This window comes from Azospirillum sp. B510 (assembly GCF_000010725.1).
Taxonomy (GTDB): Bacteria; Pseudomonadota; Alphaproteobacteria; order Azospirillales; family Azospirillaceae; genus Azospirillum; species Azospirillum lipoferum_B.
This window is the reverse complement of the sequence record NC_013855.1, coordinates 741845-765710: the sequence shown is the minus strand read 5'-3', so window position 1 is coordinate 765710 and position 23866 is coordinate 741845. Positions and strand designations below refer to the sequence as shown.

Genomic DNA, 23866 nt, shown 5'->3' with positions numbered 1-23866 from the left:
CCTTTACGGCAGCGGCGGGTCGGTTACAGAACGGCGGGGAATTGATCGAGAAGACGCAGGTCCCCCGAGCCAAGGAGCCGGATGTCGGGAATCGAAAAGTTCATCATCGTCAGCCGCGTCAGGCCAAGCCCGAAGGCGAAGCCGCGATAGCGGTCCTGGTCGATCCCGCCGGCGCGCAACACGTTCGGATGGACCATTCCGCAGGGCATCAGCTCCACCCAGCCCGTCTGCTTGCAGACCCGGCACCCGTTGCCGCCGCAGATCAGGCATCGCAGGTCGAGTTCGAAGCCCGGTTCGACGAAGGGGAAGTAGCCGGGCCGCAGGCGCACGCTCACCTCCCGGCCGAAGACCTGCCGGAGAAGCGCTTCCATCACCGCAAGGACGGTGGCGACCGTCACGTCCTCGTCGATCATGAGGCCTTCGAACTGATGGAAGGTGGTCTCGTGGGAGGTGTCCGTCGCCTCGTTGCGGAAGCAGCGGCCGGGGAAGACCGCGCGCAGCGGCGCACCGTACATGCGCATGGCGCGAACCTGCGTCGCCGAGGTGTGGGTGCGCAGGAGCCGCCCGTCCTCCAGCCAGAAGGTGTCGTGCATGTCGCGCGCCGGATGGTCGCCGGGGATGTTGAGGGCGTCGAAATTGTAGAATTCGTCCTCGACCTCGAAACCGGTCTCGACGCGGAAGCCCATGCTCTGGAACACGTCCTCAAGGAACATCTGCGTCTGGGTGACGGGGTGCAGGCTGCCGGCCCGCGCACCCGTGCCGGGCAGGGTCAGGTCGACCAGTCCCCGCCGGCGCGCCCGTGCGGCGCGCTCCTCCGTCTTGGCACGAGCTTCGCCGATCGCCGCTTCGGCAAAGGCCTTGAGGCTGCTGACCCGGCGGCCGGCCTCCCGCTTCTCCTCCTCGCTCAGGGTCGAGAAGTCGGTTCCGCGAACCTCGCCCGCGATCAGGCCCTGCCGGCCGAGATACTTGACGCGCAGGGCTTCGATGTCCTTCGGCTCCCGCGCTTCGCTCAGTTCCGCGGCGAGCTGGTTTTGCAGCAGCTCCGTATTCGTGCTCATGACACATCTCCCGTCCGGTCGTTCCACCATCGGCATGGACCCGGTCCTTCTTGTTGAGCCTTTTGTTCAACCTGTTGTTCGGTCCGTCTGACCGGGGGGGGGCAGACTTCAATCAAAGGTTACCTCATCGAGAGCGGCAAGGAAGTCCTCTTCGGCAAGTCCGAGGCGGGCACCGCCCCGCAGAAGGCCGCGCAGCACGTCGCGGCAGGATTCGAGCCAGTCGGCGATCTCCTCCTCGGAATGGACCTCCGGCGTGAATTTGACGGAAAGCTCCAGTTCCGCTCTGATTGCCTGTGCGGCGATGTCGATGAGATAGCGCCGCGGCGCCCCGGGCGCCTGGGTGGCGCCGAGTGAATCCGGCACCGCGCGCACGACCGCATCGACGGTCTTGGAGGTGTCGAAGGAGCCGAGATAGTTGAAGCTCACCTGCTGCTCGGGCAAGGCCGCCAGCGGGTGTTCCCTGGGGCACAGCCCGAGATGCCGCAGGAACCCCCATTCGAGATCCCGCCCCCGCGCAGCCTCCAGCGCGGAGCGGGTGACGCGCAGCGCATCCGCCGGGCTTTTGCAGGTATCGAAGTCGAGCCGCATCGGGGTGATCGAGGTGAACCAGCCGACCGTCCGGGACACATCGGCCGATACCGTGCCGTCAAGGCGTCCATGGCCTTCGGCATCGAGGACGATGCGTTTGTCGCCCATCCATGCCCCCAGGCTCCAGGCGACCGCGGTGAGCAGGACCTCATGCAGGCTCGCATCGCCGAGCGGCGACCCGACCGACACGCGCATGCTGCGGATGCAGGTGCCCGCATCCGGGAGATCGCGCGGATCGACCGGTCCCGGCAGGCGTCCCGCCGGTCCGCCGATCCGGTCCGCCCAAGCCTGCGCCAGCGCGCTCCCATCGGCGTCCGCCGCGTGGCGGGCCAGCTGCGCCGCCCATTCCATGTAACCGGCGCCCGCCACCGGAGCGGGAGCGGCGTCGGGCGTCATCAGGGCGGTGAGTTCCTCTTCGATCACGCGCCAGGAAACGCCGTCGACGCAGCCGTGATGCACGACCAGAACCAGTTCGGTCTGTGGCCGGGTCGCATGAAGGCAGGCGGCGATCACCGGCCCGTTCCCGATGTCGAGCAGGCCATGCAGGCGCCGTTCCGTCTCCCCGACGTCTTCCCCTGCCGGCGCCATCGCGAATGCCAGACTGGTTTCCGGCCTGTCGGTCGGCGCCAGCCGCCAGCCGCCATCCACGTAGGCAAGCCGCAGCCGCAGCGCGTCGTGCCGGTCGATGAGCGCCAGCAACGCCCTGCGCGCGGTGTCGGCGTCCACCCCGTCCTGAAGCGCGAAGCGCATGCTCATGCCGAAGTGGTTGCGGTCCGAAGCGCTTCGCGTGCCCGCGAGCCACCAGGCGAAGATCGGCGGCAGCGGCACCGGACCGCCCTTGTAGGCCGCTTCCTGTCCGGCGGGTCGCGCCAGCCGGCGATCGCGGGCGAGATGCGACAGGAGCGTGCGCACCGTCTTGTGTTCGAACAGGTCGAGCGGCTTGAACGAAATCCCGATGGCCGCCGCGCGGGCGACCACCTGGATCGCGCGGATCGAATCCCCGCCGTTGCCGAAGAAGTTGTCGTCCGCGCCCAGTTCGGGGCGGACCAGCACGTCGCGGAAAATCGCGAGCAGGGCGTCGGCCTGCTCCGGCGGGACGTGCGCTTCGGCCGCCGCGCCCCGCGACCGGCAGCGCACGGCGTCCTCGGGAACGCCGACGGCGCGCGCGACCGCCGCCGCGTCGGTCGTCCCCGTCGCCTCGATCCGGGTGCGGATGCGCCGCGGCGGCAGGTGCGGCATCACCATGGTCCCGCCCGCGTAAAGCCCGACCAGCAGATGCGGCGCGGCTTCGGCGAGGGCGACGTGCAGCGATCCCAGTGCCTGCCGCGGGGCGAGGGTGTCGAATCCCCGCCGCCGCGCCAGAGCGCGGAGGTCGGCGGAGGCGTCGGCCGCCATCCCGGTCGCCTTCCACATGCTCCAATCCACGCAGACCGCGGGGCCGTCGCCGCGGGCCGCCGCCGACGCCGCGAACGCCGCCTGATAGCTGCAGGCGGCCGAATAGTCGGCGAAGCCGGCACCGCCGAAGAAACCGTTGACCGAACCGAAGACGATCACGGGACGGGAGGGGCAGGCGGTCCTGATCGCATGCAGCACCCGGATGCGCGCCGTGGCGCGGGCGAAGGCGAGGTCGGTGCCATCGGTTCCGGAAATGCCGGTTCCGGAAATATCGGTTCCTGACAGGCGTTCGGACACCGACCCTTCGCCGGCCAGATCGAAGACCGCGTCGAACGCGCCGTCCGCGGTCTCGGCCGTCGAGACGACCCGCGCGAGGGCGGCCGGATCGGTGGCGTCGGCCCGGGCATAGGCGATCCGGCCGCCCGTGCTTTCGGCGTGGGCGCGCAGATGGGCGAACGCCTGGGCGCGACCGCCCGCATGATTTATCTCGGAACGGCCGACGGTCAGCACATTGGCCGAAAAGGCGGTCAGCAGGTGCCGGCACAGATGCGCGCCCGATCCGCCGAGACCGCCGATCACGAGATAGCGTCCGCCCTTGCGCAGGAGCGGAGAAGGCTGTTCAGGAATGGCCGCCGTCTCGACGGGCCGCAGCCGGGGGACAAGGCGCACCCCCTCGCGGTAGGCGACCCGGATGGTCTCGCCGTCTTCCACCGCCAATGCCGCCGCCAATGTTGTCGCGCCGTCGACCAGCGACACCCGCAGCCGGGGATGTTCCTGGCCGAGCGTGGCGGAAAGACCGGTCAGGACCGCCTGCCCGATCCTCGTCTCCGAACCGTCGGCGCAGAATGCGCCCGAGGTGGCGAACAGCACGACGGGTGCCGGCTCCAGCGCTTCGGCCGCGCGGCAGATCGCCTTCCAGCGCGACCGGGCCTCCGCGAGCGTGGCGAGCGCGGCGTCCGCCGCCGTGTCGGCCGGCGTCCCGGCGAAGCGCCCGCAGATCACCCGTTCCAGACGCCCATACCGGGCGGCGGCGGCGACGACCCGGGCGATGTCCTCCGGATCGGCCGGATCGTAGCTGGCGGTGCCGGACGGGTCGAAGCCGCCGAACGCCCCGCCGGACCACGCCCGCAGCCCTTGCACGGCATCCCGCGGCGCATCGAGCCAGAGAATGCCCCCTCCTTCTCCGCCGCCGCCGACTGTGCCGGGCAGCCGCGGCAGCGGCGCCGGAACCCATTCCGGGACATAGGTCCAGGACGGCACATGCTGGCGTTCGCCGATCAGGCGGGCATTGCGCAACGTGATCCGTTCGGCATGGTCGCCGGCAAGGAAGCGTTCGGCGAGGATGTTGCGGCGGATCTTGCCGATTGCGGTGCGCGGAAAGTCGGCCGGGTCGAGCCGCACGCAGACCGCCGGCGGCAGGCCGTGCTCGGCGACCAGCGCCGCGGCGATGGCATCCGGGGAAACCGCATCCAGGTTGGCCCCGGCGGCATCGTCGAGCGCATAGAACACGACGAGGTCGTCGCCCGCCGCCTCCGTCTGGCGCACGCCGATGGCGGCGCAGGCGCCGCGGCGGATGCCGGGAATGGCCTCTATGGTGGCCTCCAGGGCGCGGGAAGCGTGATTCATCCCGTTGATGATCACGATTTCCTTCTCGCGGCCGGTGACGACGAGCCGTCCGTCGACGACGAAGCCGCAATCGCCCATCCGCAGCCAGCCGTCGTCGGTGAAGGCTTCCTCGTTGGCGCGCGGGTTGCGCCGGTAACCGGCCATGACCTGGGGACCGCTCACCTCGATGCGCCCGATCACGCCTTCGCGGCAGATCCGGCCTTCGGCGTCGACGACGCGGCAGCGCATGCCGCCGAAGGGGACGCCGACCTCGACGAAGCTGCTGCTTTCCCCCGGCAGGCCGCGCCGGACGGGCTGGTCGAGGGCGGTATCGCCAAGCCAGTGGACGCCGGTCGTCCGGCCGGCGACGAGGTCGTGCGCGCCGATGCAGGCGGAACTCGTCTCGGTCATGCCGAAGACCGGCTTGATGACGTCGCCGGGCAGGCCGTGCGGCATGAGCAGCGCGAGGAAACGCTGGTTGCCCTCGAAGCCGACCGCCTCGCCGCCATTCTCCCACAGCTTGACGCAGCTGAGGTCCCAGGCGCCCGCGGCGATCTCCGCGGCGCGTTCGACCAGCATGTTGAAACCGAAATTCGCCATCCAGAGCAGGGACACGCGGTGGCGGTCGATGAGGTCGAGCATCCGCAGCGGCTCGGCGAGGATAAGGTCCGTGGCAACGTGGATCTGCGTGTTGGCGCGGCAGAGATCGCGCATATGATGCTGGACCAGGCCGCCGATATGGTCGATCGCGAGCCAGTTGAGCGAGGTTTCGACCGGTCCGAAGCCGAAGGCGTCGCCCACCGCGCGGGAAAGCGAGACGAGGTTGGCGTGGGTCAGCACGACGCCCTTCGGCTTCCCGGTCGACCCGGACGTCAGCAGCATCAGCGCTTCGGGCATGGGCCTGAACCGGTCCGGCGTCAGCGGGGCGTGCTCCTGCGCGTCGTCGATGCTCAGAAGCTCCGCCGAAAGGCCGCGGGCGCGCAGAGCCTCCCGCACCCGGCCGATTTCCGCCCCGCCGGCAAGAACCGTGCGGCGGGCGAGCATCGTCTCCTCGCCCATCAGGTGCCACAGCGGATTGGAGGGCGCCTCGTAGGAGGCGGGCGGAGTGAGCGGCAGCGGAAGGACGCCGGCGAGGATCGCCGCCCAGACGCCGGTGAACAGGTCGGCGGGCTGTTCGCAATGGACGACCAGTTCGTCGCCCGGCCGAAGGCCAAAGGCGGTCAGCGACGCGGCGACGCGGGCGGCGTGGTCGAGAAGCGCGCGGTAGGACAGCCGCGTCTCGGCGCCGGTGCGATCCACCAGGATCAGTCCGCGGTCCGTGTCGCCGGCCGCGATCAGGCGGTCGATCAGCGTGTCGGAGGAGGGATCGAGCGGCGGCCCCTCGATCTGCGCGAGGCGATCCCCCGGATAGGTCGGTCCCGGCGCCGAGAAGGTCGCGGGCAGCGGCAGGTCGGCCGGCATGTCGGCCTCGAAGCCGACCGAGAGGCGAACCTGCTCCTCCCCGCCCAACTCCGCGGCGGCGCGCGCGAGAAGCCAATCGTCCGGGGGCGCGTCCGCGGACAGCGTTGCGATGTCGACGGTCCCGTCGGCCAGGCGGGGCAGGGCGGGCATGGGGGCGCCCGCTAGCGGCCCGGCCCAGGCCGGCAGCCGGATCGCAGGCAGGGCGCGGTCGAGCGCGCGGTCGAGGGCGCCGGCCGGCCCATACAGGACGAGGCGTTCCCGCGCGGTGCCGCCGTCACGGCACAGTGCGATGCATCCGGCTCCGCCCGCCTCCGCCAGCGCGGCCGCGACCAGCCGCGGTGCCAGCAGGCGTCCGCGATGGAGGAAAGGCCTGCGGGCCGCATGGTCGACCTCGACGAGGCCGCCCGGGCGCCGTCTTGCGCGCAGGCCGGTGCCGGTCTTGCGGTCCTCCGGGGTGACGAGCGCGTCGAGCGTGTCCACGACGACGGGCAACCGGCCCGACAGGGCGAGCGTGCCCCAGGCGTTCTCGGGAAGCGGTTGCCCGGACGCGCCGAGGATGCGGTGACGGTCGAGAACCCGCAGGCGTGGCGACCCGTCCGTGGCATGGGCCAGGACGTAATGGTCGCCGAAGGCATGCGCATGCGGGACGGAGAGCGTCGCGTCGCTTCCGCCGGGTCCGCCGCCCCAGGTGAGGACGGAGCCGAAGCCCGTGATGTCGAGGCCCGCGAGGACGGCGTCCGGCGCCGCCAGGAGCGCGCCGGATCCGCCGCCCGCCACCGGCCCGGACACTGCCGGCCGCTCGCCTTCGCGGACCAGCGTGATCCGCGCGACGCCGGCCGCAGCCGCACCGAGCGCGAGCGGCAGCCAGACGTCGGCGCGATGATCGCAGAGGATCGCCAGCTCGCCGGGCCGCCCCTCCGGCAGCGGCAGGCGTCCAAGCGTTTCAAGCGGATGCGCGACGGCCCCCACCAGCTCCTCGACGACGACCAGCCCCGCCTCGATCCGCAGGGGGATTCCCGTGGCGGTGCATCCTGCGGCGGGGGTCGCGCCGCAGGACCAGACGGCCAGCATGCCGGCGAGCGCCTCCAGCGGGTCGGCGTCGAGGCCGACCAGTTCGAAGGGTTCGGGACCGCGCGCGGCCAGCGCACGGGCCCGCTCCGCGACGCGCGCGGCGAGTTCCGCCGCCGCGATGCCGTTCACGCGGCTCTCCGAGACCTTCAGGCGGGAAAGGAGCGCCTTTGCGGTTTCGACCGGGCCGTCCGCGGCCGCGAAGGTGGGGGCGATCGTCATGCGGATGCTCCGGTGTCCAGGCGCGTCTGCGCCGCCTTCCGCATGCCACGCTTGATCCGGGTCGCGGAGAGCAGCCAGGACGAGATGAAGGCCCGGCTGTTGGCCCGCCACCGGTTCACCGGATTCTCGACGTCGTAGCCGACGGGGGACGTCGCATCCTTGCCCTTGGACAGCGCCGAACGATATTCCTCGGCAAGCCGTTCGGTCGGATAGTCCTGATGCCCTTGCAGCATGACATGCCGTCCATCCGCGGAAACGACGGTCGTATGGCCGCTTGCCGCGCACCAGTCGAGCGGCACCAGCCGGCCCGCCTCCACGGCCCTGGCGAAGGCCTTCGGCTCCAGCTGGGCATAGCGGCTCTGCGGCAGGAAGTAACGGTCGTCGAGCCCGCGCATCAGGGGATGGTCGGGGCGCAGGTTCGTCATTTCGTAGACGCCCGAGACCTTTTCCGGGAAATGCTGCTTCTCGATGTCGTAGAAGACCCGGCCGACGACCTGCGCTCCCCAGCAGACGCCCGCGATCGAACCGACCCTGGCGCTGGCGTCGCGCAGCGTTTCCACGATCTCCTCCCAATAGGAGGCTTCCTCGAAAACCGGATTGATGTCCATCGCGGCACCGGTCAGCAGGAGCGCGTCGCAGGCGTCGATGTCCGTCTCGTCGTAGAAGCGGTGGGTGCGGGCGAGGATTTCCGGATCGCTGGAGCGATAGGGATGGTTGCGCACCCGGATCCAGTCGATCTCGGTGCCCGGCGGCAGCACCTGTTCCATGTAGCCGAAATACACTTCGGCCTGCGGCATCAGGTTGATGATGGCGAGCCGGGCGGGCGGGTTGGGAGACGCGATGGTCATGCGGTCACCTTTTCGGACGTGGCATGCTTGTCGCCTGTGGACGCGAGCACGGCGCACAGTTCGTTCGCGACCTGCTGCGGATGGGTGCGGACGAAATAATGGTCGCCCGGCATGAGCCTGATCGCGCAGCGTTCCGCGAATGTCCGCCATGCGATCCAGTCGCTTTCATAGGAGCGGGTCAGCGGATCGTCCCTGCCGATGAGGCAGGTCAGCGGCGTCGAGAGGCGGGGCAGGGCGTCCGCGACACAGTTGTGGAAATAGCGGCGCGCCTCGTTGCCGTCATGGCGCAGCAGCCGTCCGATCTCCCTGGCTTCGTCCGGACCGATGTCCTCGAAGCCGCCGAGCGCGGCGAACTCGCCGGCGAGGTCGCGGTCAGAAATGCCTGCGAAAAGTTCGCCTGCCGGCTGTTGGAGCGCGTGGTGCGGATAGGCCGCGGCGACGACGAGGCCGCGCAGGTCGGCCCCGGCATTCTCCAGACGGCGCGCGATCTCGGTGGCCAGGGCCACGCCGCCGCAATGCCCATAGACCAGGATCGGCCGGTCGCCGAACTCGGCCGCCGCCTCGGCGACGCGCGCGCCGATCTCGCGGACGCTCTGCAACGGTTCGGAGGAGGCGTCGTGGTCGTGGCCGGGCAGGCGGACCGAAACGACCTGCATCCGTGCGTCGAGCGCCTCCGCCAGACCCTGGTAGACGCCGGCATGGCCGCCGCCATAGGGCACGCAGATCGCGACCGGGGCGTCGGCCTCGCCGGGGCCGGCCGCGAGTTCGGCGAGAATCCCGCCGTCGGTACGGCCCCCTTCGATGTGCTCGGCGAGCGCGCGCACCGTGCGGTACTGGTAGAGGGCGGCGATCGGGATCGGACGGTCCGGGAACTGGCAGGCGCGCAGCGCCTTCAGCGAATTGCCGCCCATGTCGAAGAAGCTCGTCTGCGCGCCGACGCGCTCCGGCGGCAGGCCCAGCACCTTGCCCCAATGCGCCGCGAGCCGCCGTTCAAGCTCCGTCGCGGGCGCGACGAAGCCGTCCGTCCCGAGCGCGAAGTCGGGCGTCGGCAGGTCGCGCCGGCTGACCTTGCCGTTCGCGCTCACCGGCAGCCTGTCGAGCCAGACGACGGCTTCGGGAACCAGATGCTCCGGCACGCGCTGCCGCAACCATCCCCGCAAGCGCGGCAGGTCGGGCTTGGCGGCACCTTCGGCGGCGACGAGATAGGCGGCGAGCCGCCGGACCCCGGCGAGATCCTTCGGCGCCGAGACGATGCAGCCGGCGACCGCCGGATGCCCGCGCAGGGTCGCTTCGATTTCGCCGAGTTCGATGCGCACCCCCCTGACCTTCACCTGGAAGTCGATGCGCCCCAGCAGTTCGATCGTGCCGTCCGGCCAGTAGCGGGCGAGGTCCCCGGTCCGGTAAAGCCGTTCGCCGCCGTGCCCCGCGCGGACCCAGGGATTGGGAATGAACTTCTCCGCCGTCAGCGCCGGCCTGCCGAGATAGCCCATCGCCATGCCGACGCCGCCGAGCAGCAGTTCCCCCGGAACGCCGACGGGCGCCGGTTGCAGGTTTTCATCGACGATGTAGGCGCACTGGTTGCCCATCGGCCGGCCATAGGGAATGCTCAGCCAGTCCTTCCGCACCTCGCCGATGGGATAGGTGACGGAATCGATCGACAGTTCGGTGGCGCCGCCGGCCGAGACGACCGTCGCCCCGGGAAAGGCGCGGCGCACCCGGTCGGGCTGGGTCAGGGGAATCCAGTCGCCGTCGAGAACGGCGAGACGCAGCGAATCCCGCGGCCGCGGATCCTCCTCGGCGAGGTCGAGCATCGCGTCCATCAGGGTCGGCGCCGAATGCCAGAGCGTGATCCCCTCGCGCGCGATCAGATCGAGCCAGTGCCCCGGATCCTTCTCGCGTCCGGGATCGGGAAAGACGAGGCTACCGCCGGAGTGCAGCGTCCAGAACAGGTCGCAGACCGAGATGTCGAAGCTCAAGGACGAGACGCAGAGCGTGCGGTCGTCCGGCCCGATGTCGAACATCCGGCAATAGTCCTCGACATTGTTGACGCGCCCGCGATGGTCGAGCATCACCCCCTTCGGCTTGCCGGAGGAGCCGGAGGTGTAGATCACGTAGGCGAGGGCGTCGGGCGCGACCGTCCGGCCGACCGGGGTCGCGGGGCAGGCGTCGATCTCGGCACCGGAGGCGGCGAGGTCGAGGATCCGCGCGTCGACGCCCGAAACGGCCCCGCTGCCCTTGCCCCAGGTGAGAACCAGGGCGAGCCGCGCATCCTCGATCATCATACGGATGCGCTCGCCCGGATAATTCGGGTCGAGCGGCACGTAGGCCGCCCCGGCCTTCATCACCGCCAGCATCGCCACGACGGTGGCGGTGGATTTCTCCGTGCACAGGCCGACCAGATCGCCGGCGGCGACGCCGCGCGCGACGAGCGCGTGCGCGAGCCGGTTGGCGGCGGCTTCGAGTTCGGCATAGGTCATGCGGCCGTCCCCGGCGACCAGCGCCGTGGCGTCCGGCCGTCTGCGCGCCTGCTCCTCGGCCAGCCCGTGCAGGGTGCGTTCGATGTCGTGGGGCCGCGCGGTGTCGTTCCAGCCGTTCAGCATCGTCCAGCGCTGCGCTTCGGAAAGGACGCCGACGTCGCCGAGCCGCCGGTCGGGGCTGCCGGCCAGCCGGGCGACGAGAGCGCCGAGCTGTTCGAGCATCGCGTCCGCGACGGCGTCGTCGAGCCGGTGGCGATAGTGGGTGAGGACCAGCATGATCCGGTCGCCGGGGAAGGCGCGCACCGCGACCGGGTAGTTCGTCGGTCCGGTCCAGCCGTAATCCGTCAGGCGGATGCCGCCCCAGCTTTGGGCGTGCGCCGCGTCGAGCGGGTAGTTCTGGAAGCTGAGCAGCGTTTCGAACAGCGGCTTCCCGCGTTCGACCTCGGACAGGTCCTGGATGTGCGCAAGCCCGCAATACTGATGCTCCTGGCAGCGCAGAAGGTCCTTCTGGATGCCGGCGAGCCAGGATCCGACGCGCGCCTGCGGATCGATGCGCACGCGCAGCGGGATGGCGTTGATGAACAGCCCGACCATGTTTTCGACCCCCGGCAGTTCGGGCGGCCGGCCGGCGGTCGTCGTGCCGAAGGCGACCTCGTTCTCGCCGGAATAGGCGGAGAGCAGCCGTGCCCAGGCACCGTGGACGAGGGCGCTGAGCGACAGTCCCATCCGTCCGCAGGCTTCCCGGATCGCCGTGCTCGTCTCCTCGTCGAGGAGGAGATCGCGGATGCGCTCGGTTCCCGATCCGCCCTCGTGCACGCCCTGTCCCTTGTCGACGGCAAGCCGTGTCGGGACGGTGAAGCCCGCGAGGTGTTCGCGCCAGAAGCGATCGTCGGCGGCACGGTCGCGGCGGTCCAGGAAGCCCAGGAAGTCGGCGAACCGGGGGGCGGGGTCGAGTGCCGGCGGCCGGCCCGTCCGGGCCAGTCCGTCATAGAGCGAAAGCACCTCGTGCAGGACGAGGCCGAAGCTCCACCCGTCGAGCAGGATGTGGTGATGGCTCCATACGAACAGGTGTGCATCCTCGGCCACCCGGCGCAGGACGAGCCGCATCAGGGGCGCGCGGGCCATGTCGAATCCGCGGGCGCGATCCTCGGCAAGCAGGGCGTCCCAGGCCGGGCCGACATCCTCGCGGTCCCGCCAATCGTCGTGGTCGATCCCGATCGTCACCCGGGCTCCGACCACCTGGACCGGCACCTGCGTGCCTTTCCAGGCAAAGGCGGAGCGGAGGATGGCGTGCCGCGCGATCACCTGATTCCAGGCCGCCTCGAAGGCGTGCAGGTCGAGCGCGCCGCGGATCGTCGCCCGGATCTGTTCGAAGTAGGTCGGTTCGCCCGGATGGCTGAGCGTATGGAAAAGCAGCCCCTCCTGGAGAGGCGTCAGCGGATAGGCCGCTTCGATGTTCCGAGCCATGCTGCTCACCTTCCTCAGGCGTTGGCCATCGCGGCGTAGGGGAGGGGGTGGGCGGCGCAGAGCGCCTGCACGCGCCGTTCGACCGAGGCGCGCGTCGTCCCGTCGAGCGAGAAGGCGCCGTCCGCACCGATCGTCGTGGCACGGACCACCTCGTCGATCAGCTCGGCGCAATCGTGCATCTCGGCGGGACCCATGCCGCGCAACGACACCGTGTTGGTGCCGAGACGGATCCCGCTCGCGGTCCGGGCGCTGCGGGCGTCGGCCGGAATCTTGTTCTTGTTGACCAGGATCCCGCAGGATTCGAGCGCGCGTTCCGCGATTTCGCCGGTGATGCCCTCCGGCACGCGGAAAAGGACGATGTGGTTGTCGGTGCCGCCGCCGATCACCTCGTAGCCGCGGGCGACGAGGTCGGTGGCCAGCGTGCGGGCGTTCGCCAGGATGCGCTCCGCCCGTTCCGCGAAGGCCGGCCCCTGCGTCCGGCCCAGCGCGACCGCCTTGGCGGCGATCGTGTGCACCTCGGGCGAACCCTGCATCATCGGGAAGACGGCGCTCTGGATGCGCTGGGAGAGGGTCCGCTTGCCGTCGTCGCTCGGCCTGTCGGCGTCGCGCCCCATCAGGATGAGACCGCCGCGCGGCCCGTAGAGCTGCTTGAAGGTACAGGTCGTGGTGAAATGCGCCGCGTCGATCGAACTCGGATGCAGCCCCGCCACGATCAGCCCGGCGATGTGGGTGACGTCGGCGAGAACCAGGGCGCCCACTTCGTCGGCGATCTCGCGGATGCGGTCGAAATCGATGGTCCGCGTGCAGGACGTCGTGCCGCAGACGATCATCCTCGGCCTGTGCGCATGGGCGATGTCGCGCATCTGCGCGTAATCGACACGCCCCTGGGCGTCGATGCCGTAATGGCGCGCGTCGTAGAGGCGTCCGCTGAGGTTGACGGAGGTGCCGTGCGTCAGATGTCCGCCCTGGTCGAGCGCCAGGCCGAGGATCGGATCGCCCGGCTTCAGGAAGCAGGCCATCACCGTATGGTTCGCGAAACTCGCGCAATGCGGCTGGACGTTCGCGAAGCGTGCCCGGAAGGCCGTGCAGGCCCGCTGGATCGCAAGACGTTCGGCCTTGTCCACGAAGGTGCAGCCGGCATGATAGCGGCGTCCCGGATAGCCTTCCGCCGTCACGTTGACGATGCTGGCGCCGGTCGTCGCCAGGACGGAAGGATGCGTGCCGCCGCAGGATGCGACGAGCGAAAGGGTTCTCATCTGGCGCTGATGTTCCGCTTCAAGCAGGTCGGCTATCGCGGGATCGTCGTTGCAGAGGCTGTCGATACCCTGTTCGAGGTAGCGCCTGAGACTGCTGTCGAGCGCAACGTCCTCGTTTCTGTGGATCGCAAGCATCACCATGCCTCCTCTTGAAGCAGCGTTTCGATCGGTTCGTCGGGGTGGGTAAGGCCGGCATCCAGCAGCTCCGTCCAGTCGCGCTGGAAGCTGCGGACGGTGGCCTCCTCGAAGAGGGCGGTGCGGAAGGCGAGGATGCCTTCGAGGCCGCCGTCCGCGCACTCCCACAGCACGGCGGAAAGGTCGAGCCAGGATACCGGCGTCTGTTGCAGGATCGGTGTCGCGGCCGCCTCGCCGAGGCGGAAGGGTATCCGGCCGGCCGGGCCGCCGCCTTGCAGCGACAGCAGCGTCTGGACCAGGGGCGGCCGGCCGGCCTCGCCGCTCGCGCCCAGCTCCTCGACCATCCTGTCGAAGGGGTAGCGGGCGTGGGCCATCGCGTCCGACAGGCCCGCGCGCACCCGTGCGAACAGCGTGCGGAAGCTTGTGCCCGAGGTGTCGAGACGGAGTGGCAGCGTGTTGATGAAGCAGCCGGGAATGCGCTCGGCGGCGGCATGATGGCGTCCGGCGACCGGGACGCCGATCACGATGTCGGACGCCTGCGACACGCGGGAGACGAAGGCCGCGTAACCGGTCATCAGCCATGCGAAGAGCGTGCCGCCTTCCCGCCGCGCCGCGGCCCGCATCGCCGTCACCTTTTCCGCCGGGACGGCGAGCCGCAGCCAGGCGCCGTCATGGTCGAGGCGGCCGGTTCCGGGAAAATCGGTCGGAAGAGGCAGTTCGAGCGGGGCGCCGGCCAGGGTTGCGGTCCAGAAGGCGCGATCCCGAGCAAGCCGCCCGTCTCCGCCCGTCTCCGCTTCGAAGGCCGCCCAGTCGAGGAACTGCATCGGGGGTGCCGCCACCGGTTCGCCGGCATAATCGGCGGCGATCTCGCGCAGCAGCAGCTCCAGCGACCACTCGTCGCAGATCGCATGGTGGAGGACGAACTGGAAACGGCCCGTTCCGTCACCCGCATCCTCGATCAGGAGCGCCCGCCACGCACCGGCCGCCGCGAGGTCGAAGGGGCGGGCGGCATGCGCCGCGAGGATGGAGGCGTCATGCCCGGCGGGAACCATGCCATGCGTTTCCAGACGCGCCGCCATGTCGACGCCCGGCATGGCGTAAAGCATGAGCCGGCCGTCTTCGAGCGCGAAGCGGCTGCGCAGGATGGCGTGGCGCCGGACGAGGCGCTCCATCGCATTCGCCAGCCGGACGGGATCGACGCGGGCAGACAGCGAGAAGGTTGCGGTGACGTTGTAGGCGCCCGATGCGGGGGCCATTTCCTGGAGAAGCCACATCCGCCGCTGGGAATTGGTCGCTGGCGCGCGGTCGCGACCGGGCAGCGCTTCCGGCCCCTCGCTGCCGCCGGCCGGCGCCGCGGGCCGGGCCGCCGCAATGGCCGCCGCTGCGATCCGCGCGGCGACGGCGGTGAGGGTCGGATCGTCGTAGACGTCCTCCATCGAAAGACCGACGCCGAACCGTTCCCGAACCGCGTTTTCCAGCTGGACATGCATCAGGCTGTCGCCGCCGAGATCGAAGAAATCGTCCAGGCGTGAAACCGCGTCGGTGCCAAGCAGCCGGCTCCAGATCTCCGCCAGTCCGCGCTCGGTCTCGGTGCCGTCGGCTTCCTTCAGGCAGAGTGTGGCTCCGGCGGTGCGGCCTCGCTCTGCCACGATGAAGGCGGCGAGCGCGGCGAGCGTCGGATGATCGTACACGTCGCTGAAATCGAGTTCGTAGCCGAGCCGGTCGCGCACCGCGTTCTGAAGCTGGACCTGCATCAGGCTGTCACCGCCGAGATCGAAGAAATCATCTTCGGGACCGATCGCGTCCGCTTCGAGCAGGCTGCGCCAGATCGCGGCGAGCACGCTTTCCACGTCGCCATCGGCTTCCGCCGGTATGGCCGCCGCGGCTGCGGTGGCGGTCGTCGTGGCGACCGCAGGCTTCGGCAAGGTTTCGACCCAGCAGCGGACCGGATCGAACAGGTCGGCCGGTATCGGCACCCGGCGCCCATAGCCGCCGACGAAGACGACGAACGTCGCGAAGGGGATGGCGGCCCCCGCCCGGTAGAGGGCGGCGGCGAATTCCAGGAGCGCCCGCCGCGGCTCGGCCCCGGCGTCGAGACGCAGGAGATCGCCGTTCCTGCCGGCCAGCATTCCGGCCACCTGCGCCGCCAGTGTCCCGTCCCACGGCGTCGCGACCACGAAAGGCCCCTGGACCGACAGGCCGTCGAGGGCGGCGCCCAGGCGGGCGGGATCGATCGGCGCCGGCTGCATGACGGCTGCCGCGACCGTGCCGGTATCGAGCGCGTCGAGCACGGCGTTCCCCGATCCGTGCCCGATCCGGCTGCGTCCGACCAGTCCCGCCGCCGTCAGTGCCCGCATGACGGCGAGTTTCCCGGCATGGGGGCCGTCGTTTCCGATCGCCGGGCCGATGCCGGGAAAGGCCGCGAGCCATGCGGCGGTGAGATCGGCATCGATCTCCCCTTCGTGCGGCAGCAGGAAGGTCACCGCCCGTTCGCTCCCGATCTCCGATAGGCCGTCGCCGTCCGCGATCCCGCGAAGCGCGGCGACCGCGTCGTCGGCGTCGTCGGCCACGATCGCCGCGCGCCAGGTCTCGTGATCGCGCCCGACCGCCTGGACGCAAGCGAGATCGGCAAGCGAGACCTTGCCGGCGGCCAGATGGCCGGCGAGCGTCGCGGCATGGCGGCGCAGCGCGTCCCGGGACGTTGCGGAAAGCGGAACGAGAAGGGGCGAGGAGGACGCATGCGGCGGCGGTTCCGCCGGCGCCTCTTCAAGCACGAGATGGACGTTCGTGCCGGTGATGCCGAAGGCGCTGACGCCGCCGCGGCGCGGGCCGGCAGAAGGCCAGGCTTGCGTTTCGGGCGAAAGGACCAGGGCCGAGCCTTCGACCGGAAGATGGGGGTTCGGCGCGGTGAAATGGGCCGAGGCGTAGCGACGGCCGCGTTGCAGGGCGAGAACGAGCTTGAGCATGCCGGCGGCGCCGGCGGCCGAATCGAGATGGCCGATATTGGACTTCAGCGACGAGAGCACGCAGAAGCCGCCGCGCCGGTCCTCGCGGCCGAAGGCGTCGTCGAGCGCCTGGAACTCGATCGGATCGCCGAGACGGGTGCCCGTGCCGTGCGCCTCGATCATGCCGATGCTCGCCGGCTTGACGCCGGCATCCGTCCAGGCCGCCCGCAGCAGATCGGCCTGCGCGGTCTGGCTGGGTGACGCGAAGCCGTTGCTGCGCCCGCCGTCCTGATTGGTCGCCCCGCCGAGGATCACGGCATGGATCGGATCGCCGTCGGCCTGCGCCGCGGCAAGCGGCTTCAGCAGGAAGAGCGCGCCCCCCTCGCCGAGCCCCGTGCCGTCGGCCTGCGCATCGAAGCTGCGCGCCCGCCCGCCCGGAGAGAGGATGCCCTCGTTTCCCGGCACGACGGCGAATGGCGGACGCGGGAACAGGCGAATCCCCCCGGTGAGCGCGAGGTCGGCTTCGTCCCGTTGCAGCATGCGCACGGCGGAGAGAATGGCGGCCAGCGAGGAGGAGCAGGCCGTGTTCAGGCACAGGGCCGGCCCGTGCAGGTCGAGCGCATAGGCCACCCGCCCCGCCTGGGCCGCGGCGAGATATCCCGATACGAGCGGAACCTCCTCGCCGGCGAGCAGCGGCGAATAGTCCTCCGCCGCCTCGCCGAGCACCACCGCCGTGCGGCTGCCGCGCAGGTCCGCCAGCGAACGGCCGGCGTTCCAGATCGATTCACAGGCGAGCATGAGCAGGAAGCGCTGCTGCGGATCCATCTGCCGGGCTTCGCGCATCGACATGCCGAAGAACTTCGGGTCGAAGGCATCGATGCGATCGAGAAGCGCGCATTCGGCGAAGGCGGCCCCAGGGTCCCGTCCGCCGTCGCGCAGGCGTTCCGGCGGCACCGGCGCGACGGCGTCCACACGGCGTTCGAGCATGTCGGCGAAGCGGTCGGGATCGCCGCCGGCACCCCCCGGGAGGGCGGCGGCGATGCCGATGATCGCGACGGGCCGGTTCGGTTTCGTGAGCATGGCCGGTCCTATAGGCGGATGGTGAGGTCGAGGGCGTCTTCGGCGTCGATCGCGCCGTTCGTCTCCAACTCGGCGGCGATGCTTGCCACCGTGTTCAATCTGAACAGGTCGATCGGTTTGAAAACGCCCCGGTATTGCCGATCCAATTCCTCGTGCAGGCGCACCATCAGGAGCGAGGTGCCGCCGAGCGCGAAGAAGGAGTCGTCGCGGCCGATGGCGACGCCCGGCAGAAGCCGGCTCCAGATTTTGGCGATCCGCGTTTCGACGGGGCCGCGCGGCGGCTTGCGATGCGCCGCCGCGGCTTGGGGCCGGGCGGCCGCGGCGGCCAGCGCCTTGCGGTCGAGCTTGCCATTGCGCGTCAGCGGGAAACGCTCCAGCCGCTGCACGGCGGCGGGCACCATGTAGCCCGGCAGCTTGCGGGCGAGCGCCGCATGCAGCGCCGCCTCCGCCACGGTTTCCGGCCCGGTGACGAACGCGACGAGCCGCCGTTCGCTTCCCGATCCCGCGACCACGACCGCGACGTCCCCGATCCGGGGATCGAGTTCAGCCAGCACCTTCTCGATCTCGCCCGTCTCGATGCGGATGCCGCGCAGCTTCACCTGTTCGTCGGCCCGTCCCACGAAGACGAGTTCGCCGTCGGGACGCACCCGCACGAGGTCGCCCGTGCGATACATGCGTGCCCCCGGCCGGGCCGCGAAGGGGTCGGGCAGGAAGCTCTGCGCCGTACGGGCCGGCTGGCCGAGATAGCCTCGCGCCACTCCGTCGCCGCCGACATGAAGCTCGCCGACGAGGCCGGGCGGCACCAGGTTCAGCCCTTCGTCGAGCACATAGGCGCAGGTGCCGGCGAGCGCGCGGCCGATGCCGGGCGCCTCCGTGCCGGCGGCATCCCTGCCGACGGCGGCCCGGCACCGGCCGATCGTGGCGCACACCGTCGTCTCGGTCGGCCCGTATCCGTTCCAGACCCGCTCGACGCCCGACCAGCGCTGCACGATTTCGGCGGGAAGCGCTTCCCCGGCGAAGACGAGATTGGCGAGCCGGTGTCCGCAATCGGGCGGCACCATCGCCATGTTGGACGGCGGCAGGGTAAGATGGGTGATGCCGCGCGAGGCCAGCATCCGCGCCAGGGGCGCGCCAGGCAGCAGCTCTTCCGGCGGGGCGAGGTGCAGGCAGGCGCCGTTGAGCAGCGCCATGACCATGTCCCACACCGCCGCGTCGAAGGTGGGCGGCGCATATTGCAGGACATGGGCGCCGGGGCCGGCCAGGAAGGCGTCGCGATGCAGCGCGCGCAGCTGCGCCAGCCCGCGGTGCGTGACGAGCACCCCCTTCGGCCTGCCCGTCGAGCCGGAGGTGTAGATCACGTAGGAGAGGCTGTCGGGCGATATGGGCGGTGCGGCGCGCCGGGGTGCCCGTGCTTCCGTCCCGTCGATACGCAGGGTCCGCGGCACCTTCGCGGCGAGGCGGGCGGCCCCGTCGGCATCGGTGACCAGTACCGCGGCGCCGGCGTCCGCGACGATCAGCTCCAGCCGCTCCTGCGGCAGCGCCGGATCGAGAAGGAGGAAGGCGGCGCCGGCCTTGGCGGCGGCGATCGCCGCGACGACCGATCCGCGGCTTTTCGGCAGGAGAACCGCGACACGATCCTCCAGGCCGACGCCGGAGGCGGCGAGCCGGTCCGCCAGCGCCTCCGCCTCCCCGTCCAGGGCGCGGTAGGTCATCGCCCCGTCCGCATCCCGCAGGGCCGGAGCCTCGGGGCTGCGGGCGACCTGCTCGACGAACATCTCGTGCAGACAGCGGGGGGCGGGGGCAGGGTCCGGGGCCGGTGCGATCGCGCCGGCGGGACCCAAGGGCAGCCGGTGGAGCGGCGTGTGCGGAGCGCGCACCGCTTCGGCAAGCAAAGTCTCGAAGAAACCGGCGATCCGTTCCAGGGTTTGTGGATCGAACAGGTCGCGCCGGTAGTCCCAGCGCGCGGTCCAGCCGCGGCGGTCGCGCCCGATCATCAGGGTCAGGTCGTATTGGGTGTCGAGAGGCGGGATGTCGATCCCTTCCAGGGCAAGGCCCGCCGGGGAGCGTTCGGCGACCAGATCCGCGTTGAACACCAGCATGGCCTGGACAAGCGGCGTATGTTCGACCGCGCGCCGTATGTCGAGCGCCGAGACGATCAGTTCGAACGGCGTCGTCTGGTGCCGGTATGCCTCCATGCAGCGGGCCTGCATCTGGCCGACCAGCGCCGCGAGGGAGGGGCGTCCGGAAAAATCGGCGCGGAGAGCCAGGGTGTTCAGCAGGCAGCCGACGATCGATTCCGCCCCCGGCGTTTCTCGGTTCGCCACCGGGATCCCGACGACGATGTCGTCCTGCATCGACAGCCGGGCGAGAAGCGCCTGATAGACGGCGAGCAGGCCGACGAAGGTGGAGGCCCCCGAACGGCGGGCGACGGCGGCCAGGCCGTCGACGGCGGCATCGTCGAGGCGCCGCTTCAGGCGCGCCCCGCGATAGCTCGTGGCGCGGGCCGGAGGATGGTCGAAGGGCAGTTGCAGACGCTCGGGAGCATCGGCCAGCGCCTCGCGCCAATAGGCGAGGTCGCTTTCCCTGCGCGCGGGGTCGTCGAGCAGGCGCCGCTGCCACAGCGCATAGTCGATGGTTGAGGGAACTGGCGCGGCATCCGACGGCGGTGCCGGCTCCTGCCCGAGCGCCGCTTCATAGGCCTCCCACAGCTCGCGCATGATCACGTCGAGCGACCAGGCGTCGGCGGCGAGGTGGTGGATGACCAATCCGAGAACCGTGCGGCCGGGCTCATGCACAAGCATCCAGCGGGCCGGCGGCTCGATGGCGAGATCGAAGGGGGTCGCCAGCATTTCCGCGAGCGCGTGGTCGCGGGCGGCGACACCGTCGACGGTGACTTCCCGCAGGAACGCCCGGTCGTCGGAGCGGGCATATTGTTGCAGGCGTCCCTTGGCGTCGTGCCCGACACGCAGGCGAAGGCCGGCGTGTCGGCGCGTCAGCGCGTTGATCGAGGCACGCAGGGCGCGGACGTCGAGCGGCCCTTCGACGGCGGTGCCGATCCCGATGTTCAGCATCGTGCTGCCGGTGCGCAGCCGGTCGACGGTCCACAGCCGCTCCTGCGCGAAGGAAAGAGGGACCGGCCCGTCGCCGGACCCGGGAAGGATCGGCGGCGCCTGCATCGGCGCCGCCGCCGCCCGTTCCTCCCGTTCGGCGATCGCGCGGACGGTGCGCAGGGTGAACATCTCCGCAAGGGTCAGGCGCACGCCCAACGCCTCCTGCGAGCGGGCGATGAACCGCATGGCGAGCAGCGAATGTCCGCCGCTTTCGAAGAAGTCGGTGCCGGCGGCGGCGGCGGAGCCGGTGATCTCTGTGAAAAGCGCCGCGACCCGCCGTTCGGAGGGTGTCATCGGGTCGGCATCCGCGGCCGCCGCCCCGGCGGGAGCCGGCAGGCGGGCGCGGTCGATCTTGCCGTTGGCGTTGAGCGGGAAACGTTCCAGCGGAATGAAGCGTCCGGGGATCATGAAGCCCGGCAGCGTTTCCCGCAGCGCCGCCCGCACCGCCTGTTCCGAGGCACCGCCCGTCCAGTAGAGCGCGAGTTCGCGGGCGTCGTCCTGTCCGACCAGCGTCACCAGCGCCCGTTCGACGCCGGCCATGCGTTCGGCGACGCTCTCGATTTCCGGCGTCTCGATGCGGAACCCGCGGAGCTTGACCTGATGATCGTTGCGCCCGAGATAGCGCAGGCCGCCGTCCGGCATGAGGACGGCGCGGTCGCCGGTGCGATACATCCGCCTGCCCGGCAGCCACGGGTCCGGCAGGAAGCGTTCCGCCGTCAGTCCGGGACGGCCGAGATAGCCGAGCGCTACGCCTTTGCCGCCGAGATACAGCTCGCCCACCACGCCGGCCGGAACGGGCCGGAGAGTGTCGTCGAGGAGGTAGCAGTTCGTTCCGGAGATCGGCCAGCCGATGAGGGGTTCGTCCGTGTCCTCCAGCGCCACCTCGCTCCAGGTGGAGTAGGTGGTGTCTTCCGACGGGCCGTAGAGATTGCAGAGCCGCACCGCCGGCAGCAGCTTGCCGATTTCGGCGCACAGGCGCCTCGGGAGCGGCTCGCCCGCCAGGTTGACGACGCGGGTCGCTCCGCCGAGCGCGCCGGCGCGGGTAAGCTCGGCCATCGCCGACGGCACCGTGTTGACGAGGCTCGGGGCCGGCAAAGGCGCTTCGACGAGGGCGAGCGCCGTCTCCACCAGCCGGATCGCCCCCCCGGTGGCGAGCGGAAGGAAAATCTCGAAGACCGAGAGGTCGAAGCAGATCGAGGTGCTGGCGAGCACGCAGGCGAGGTCGTCCGCCGGGAAGACGGTGCGCGACCATGCAATGAAGGCCCACAGGGCGCGGCGCGGGATGATGACGCCCTTCGGCCGTCCGGTGGAGCCGGAGGTGTAGATGAGATAGGCCGCCGTTTCCGCGCCGTGTCCGCGTGTCGGCACGAAGCCTGCCGGCGACGCGTCGCCGGCGATGTCGGCGATGTCGAGGCTGTGCGCGGGAAGGTCGCGCAGGACGCCGCGCGTGGCCGCCGCACCCACGATCAGGGCGCAGGACGCGTCGCGGGCGATGAAATCGAGCCGATTGGCAGGGTAGGCCGGATCCAGCGGCACATAGGCGGCACCGCTATCGAGGATCGCCAGAAGCGTGGCAATCAGATCTGGGACGCGGTGCAGGCAAACGCCGACAAAGTCACCGGGTCCGATCCCGTGCGCGACGAGGGCATCGCGGATCGCGGCGACCCGGCGTGCGAGTGCGCCGTAGTTCAGGCTCTTTCCGTCGTGGCGGATCGCCGTCGCCTCGGGCATGCGCGCCGCGATGTCGGCGAAGGCGGTGACAGGATCGAGGGGAGGGAGCCTTTCGTCGGCCCGCAGCAGCGCGCGCGTCTCGGCGCGATCCTCCCCGCCGGTGAGGTCGAGCGGGCCGATCCCGGCGTCCGGATCGTCGGCGAGGGAGCCCATCAGGGCGAACCAGCCTTCCAGCATACGGGAAGCCAGCGCCGGCGTGATCGTGTCTGTGCGATGCTCGATGGCCGCGAACAGTTCCTCCGCCGGCGCCGCGTCGGAAGAGGAGCGGACGCTGGCGCGATCAATCTGGAGGAGGACGTCGAATTTGGGGTGCGCGTTCTCGACGAAATGCCAGGACGCCTCGACGCCATCGAAGACGGGCACGGTGCAGGCGTCGGGCTGGACTACCAGCATCGCCTGCGGCAGGCCGCCGACGCGCGCCATCAGCCGGTCGAAGGGAACCGCGCCGGTTTCGAACACGGCGAAAACCACGTCGCGCATGCGCAGCAGCAGGGCCGTCCAGCTCTCCTGGCGGCGCGGATCGACCGGGACGACGACGGTGTTGAGCTGCAGGCCATAGGTCTCCGCATCGCTCGCGTGATCCCTCGTGAGGAACGGGACGGCGACCGCGACCGTCGGCTGGCTTGCGAAACGCGACAGCATCACGCCGTAGCCGGCGAGATAGAGCATGACCTTCGATACGCCGATCCGGCGGGCGAGGGCGTCGAGACGCCGGTCGAGCGCCGCGGGAATGGTGCGGCGCGTCGTGGCGGCGCCGGGCTGTTTCGACGGCCTGCCGGCGGTCGGCAGGGCCAGCGGCCCCACGCGCCCGTCCAGCAGCGCCGCTGCGCGTTCGAAATCCGCGTCGAACGCCGCGGAGGCGAGATAGGCGCGTTCGCGCCGCACGACCTGCATGTAGTCGCCGGCGTCCGGCGTCGCCGTCCTCCCCTGCCGGATCGCACGGTAGGCATCGCCGAGCTGGCGGAAGAACAGGCCGGACGACCAGCCATCGGTCACGATGTGGTGCACGCTCAGGACGAACAGGTGGTCGTTGCCGCCCAAATCAAGGAGATGCGCGCGGAACAGCGGCCCATGCGCCATATCGAAGCTGCGCGCAGTCTCCGCCCGCAGCCATGCGTCGATCTCTTCCGGTGCCATGATGTGGAAGGCGATCTCGGTGCCGACATCCGCCGGAACCCGCTCCGTCTGATGCAGTTCGTCTCCGTCGAGGCCGAACACGGCCCGCAACTGGCCGTGCGCCGCGACGAGCTGCGCGAAGGCCCCCGATAGGACGGCCACGTCGAGCGGACCACGCAGCCGGATCGCCTCGGTGACGGTGTAGGCGCTGTTGTCGGGCTGCATGCTCTGGAGGAGCCAGAGGCGTTCCTGGGCCGATGTCGCGGGGAATTTGCGCATGGCCATGGGGCTGGCGGTCATGAGG

Annotated in this window: 7 protein-coding genes; all 7 read right to left on the bottom strand. The window is 70.7% G+C overall.

Annotation, left to right across the window (positions count from 1 at the left end; translation table 11 throughout):
* Nucleotides 1–23 precede the first annotated feature (23 nt).
* The 7 genes from pheS to AZL_RS18525 all read right to left on the bottom strand — a co-directional run bounded on the left by pheS (nucleotide 24) and on the right by AZL_RS18525 (nucleotide 23862).
* Nucleotides 24–1058, bottom strand: coding sequence for a phenylalanine--tRNA ligase subunit alpha (pheS, locus tag AZL_RS18555; RefSeq protein ID WP_012976024.1), 1035 nt, complete (start codon nucleotides 1056–1058; stop codon nucleotides 24–26).
* Nucleotides 1059–1166: 108 nt separating this feature from the next.
* Entirely contained in the window at nucleotides 1167–7397 is a 6231-nt protein-coding gene (locus AZL_RS18550) for an AMP-binding protein (RefSeq protein WP_042444224.1), read from the bottom strand.
* Nucleotides 7394–8245, bottom strand: a complete 852-nt coding sequence (locus AZL_RS18545) for a homoserine O-acetyltransferase/O-succinyltransferase family protein (RefSeq protein ID WP_042444222.1) — start codon at nucleotides 8243–8245, stop codon at nucleotides 7394–7396. The genes AZL_RS18550 and AZL_RS18545 overlap by 4 nt, the downstream gene beginning before the upstream one ends.
* Nucleotides 8242–12189: a non-ribosomal peptide synthetase gene (locus AZL_RS34460; RefSeq protein WP_148219481.1), complete on the bottom strand. Its 3948-nt coding sequence runs from the start codon at nucleotides 12187–12189 to the stop codon at nucleotides 8242–8244. Before AZL_RS34460 ends, AZL_RS18545 begins: the two co-directional genes overlap by 4 nt.
* 14 nt (nucleotides 12190–12203) lie before the next feature.
* Entirely contained in the window at nucleotides 12204–13580 is a 1377-nt protein-coding gene (gene glyA, locus AZL_RS18535) for a serine hydroxymethyltransferase (protein ID WP_012976020.1), read from the bottom strand.
* On the bottom strand, nucleotides 13580–17605 hold the full coding sequence (locus AZL_RS18530; protein WP_012976019.1) for a condensation domain-containing protein: 4026 nt from the start codon (nucleotides 17603–17605) through the stop codon (nucleotides 13580–13582). Before AZL_RS18530 ends, glyA begins: the two co-directional genes overlap by 1 nt.
* 8 nt (nucleotides 17606–17613) lie before the next feature.
* Nucleotides 17614–23862: a non-ribosomal peptide synthetase gene (locus tag AZL_RS18525; RefSeq protein WP_042444220.1), complete on the bottom strand. Its 6249-nt coding sequence runs from the start codon at nucleotides 23860–23862 to the stop codon at nucleotides 17614–17616.
* Nucleotides 23863–23866: the final 4 nt, after the last annotated feature.

Coding starts and splice junctions, on each gene's coding strand:
- pheS (WP_012976024.1), bottom strand. CDS start 1,058: ATGAGCACGAATACGGAGCTGCTGCAAAACCAGCTCGCCGCGGAACTG.
- AZL_RS18550 (WP_042444224.1), bottom strand. CDS start 7,397: ATGACGATCGCCCCCACCTTCGCGGCCGCGGACGGCCCGGTCGAAACC.
- AZL_RS18545 (WP_042444222.1), bottom strand. CDS start 8,245: ATGACCATCGCGTCTCCCAACCCGCCCGCCCGGCTCGCCATCATCAAC.
- AZL_RS34460 (WP_148219481.1), bottom strand. CDS start 12,189: ATGGCTCGGAACATCGAAGCGGCCTATCCGCTGACGCCTCTCCAGGAG.
- glyA (WP_012976020.1), bottom strand. CDS start 13,580: ATGCTTGCGATCCACAGAAACGAGGACGTTGCGCTCGACAGCAGTCTC.
- AZL_RS18530 (WP_012976019.1), bottom strand. CDS start 17,605: ATGCTCACGAAACCGAACCGGCCCGTCGCGATCATCGGCATCGCCGCC.
- AZL_RS18525 (WP_042444220.1), bottom strand. CDS start 23,862: ATGACCGCCAGCCCCATGGCCATGCGCAAATTCCCCGCGACATCGGCC.